The sequence below is a fragment of the Pseudarthrobacter sp. YAF2 genome (assembly GCF_052113345.1).
Lineage (GTDB): Bacteria > Actinomycetota > Actinomycetes > Actinomycetales > Micrococcaceae > Arthrobacter.
Window position 1 is genome coordinate 1 of the sequence record NZ_JBFRDA010000043.1, and the last position, 2097, is coordinate 2097.

Here is a 2097-nt window from a genome sequence, read left to right on the forward strand (position 1 = left end):
TGTCCGAGGGTATCCGGTTTGTGCAGGGTGAGTTCGACGACGATGCGGCGTTTGAGCGTCTTGGCGAGACGATCAAGGAGCTCGACGACGTCCGGGGTACCCGGGGGAACCACGCGTTCTACCTGTCCATCCCGCCGAAGGCGTTCGAGCAGGTGTGCCGGCAGTTGTCCAAGCACGGCCTGGCGCAGGCCGACGGGGACAAGTGGCGGCGGGTGGTGATCGAGAAGCCGTTCGGTCATGACCTGGAGTCGGCGCGGCAGCTGAACGACATTGTCGAGTCCGTGTTCCCGCCGGAYGCGGTGTTCCGGATTGATCATTACCTGGGCAAGGAGACGGTGCAGAACATCCTGGCGTTGCGGTTCGCGAACCAGTTGTTTGAGCCGTTGTGGAACGCGAATTACGTGGACCATGTCCAGATCACGATGGCCGAGGACATTGGCACCGGTGGCCGGGCRGGGTATTACGACGGCGTGGGTGCAGCCCGCGACGTCATTCAGAACCACYTGCTCCAGCTGCTGGCGTTGACSGCGATGGAGGAGCCCATCTCCTTTAACGCCGATGACCTGCGGGCGGAGAAGGAGAAGGTCCTCGCCGCGGTGAAGCTCCCGGAGGATCTGTCCACGCATTCTGCGCGGGGCCAGTTCACCGGTGGCTGGCAGGGCGGTGAGCAGGTCCAGGGCTACCTGGAAGAGGAAGGTATCCCGGCGGATTCGACCACGGAGACGTTCGCGGCGGTYCGGGTGGATATCCATACCCGGCGTTGGTCCGGGGTGCCGTTCTACCTGCGYGCGGGCAAGCGCCTGGGGMGGCGGGTCACTGAGATCGCSGTGGTGTTCAAACGGGCACCGAACCTGCTCTTCCGTGACCATGGCGAGGACGAYTTCGGGCAGAACGCGGTGGTGATCCGGGTCCAGCCCGATGAGGGGGTGACCATCCGGTTCGGGTCCAAGGTTCCGGGTACGCAGATGGAAGTGCGGGATGTGACCATGGACTTCGGTTACGGGCACTCGTTCACCGAATCGAGCCCGGAGGCCTACGAGCGGTTGATCCTGGACGTGCTGCTCGGTGAGCCGCCGCTGTTCCCGCGGCAYGAGGAAGTGGAGCTGTCCTGGAAGATCCTTGACCCGTTCGAGGAATACTGGGCCACCCTGGACGAACAGCCCGAACCCTACGCCCCCGGCTCCTGGGGCCCGGCCAGCGCTGATGAGCTGCTGGCCCGTGACGGACGAACCTGGAGAAGGCCATGATCGTAAACCTCCCCGATACCACCACCTCGAAGGTCTCCAAGAAACTCATGTCCCTGCGCGAGCAGGGCGGGGTGATCGCCCTGGGCCGGGTCCTGACCCTGGTGGTGGTGACCAAGTCCGGGCTCGAGGAAGAAGCGATCGAGGCCGCGAACGACGCCAGYCGGGAACACCCTTGCCGGATCATCGTCCTSGCCGACGCCGGGAAAGACGCCGAKGACCGGCTCGACGCGCAGATCAGGGTGGGCGGGGACGCCGGCGCGTCCGAGGTCATCGTGCTSCGCGGYTACGGCCAACTCGCGCACGAGTCCGAATCCCTGGTCGCCGCGCTGCTGCTCCCGGACGCCCCGATCGTGGCCTGGTGGCCGCACGGGGCCCCCGCGAACGCGTGCGARACCTCCATCGGGGCGATCGCGCACCGCAGGATCACCGATTCGGCCAACGAACCGGACCCGCAGGCCGCSCTGGAACGGATCCACCACACCTAYAAAGCCGGCGACACCGACCTCGCCTGGACCCGGCTGACCAACTGGCGGATCCAACTCGCCGCGGCCCTGGACGAAGTCGATTCCTCCCCGGTCACCGCGGTCGCGGTCGARGGCGCCTCGGAYTCACCCTCCACCATCCTSCTCGCMGCCTGGCTCACCCTGACCCTGGACGCCCCCGTCACCATCGTCGCGGACCCCGCAGGCACAGGGATCCGCCGCGTCCGCCTCACCCGCCCCGGCGGCGACGTCCAACTCTTCCGCCCCGGACTCTCCGTCGCCGAACTCACCCAACCCGGCCAACCCGCCCAACGCATCACCCTCCCACGCCGCAGCCTCCGCGACTGCCTCGCCGAAGAACTCCGCCG

2 protein-coding genes are annotated in these 2097 nt (G+C 67.0%); both read left to right on the forward strand.

The genetic code is table 11. The features are described 5' to 3' along the window. A partial coding sequence (zwf, locus tag AB4Y79_RS21590; protein WP_441866243.1) for a glucose-6-phosphate dehydrogenase occupies nucleotides 1–1247 on the forward strand: 1247 nt, incomplete at its 5' end. Continuing rightward, the coding region (locus AB4Y79_RS21595) for a glucose-6-phosphate dehydrogenase assembly protein OpcA (RefSeq protein ID WP_441866245.1) at nucleotides 1244–2097 on the forward strand (854 nt) is incomplete at its 3' end. The genes zwf and AB4Y79_RS21595, both read left to right, overlap by 4 nt.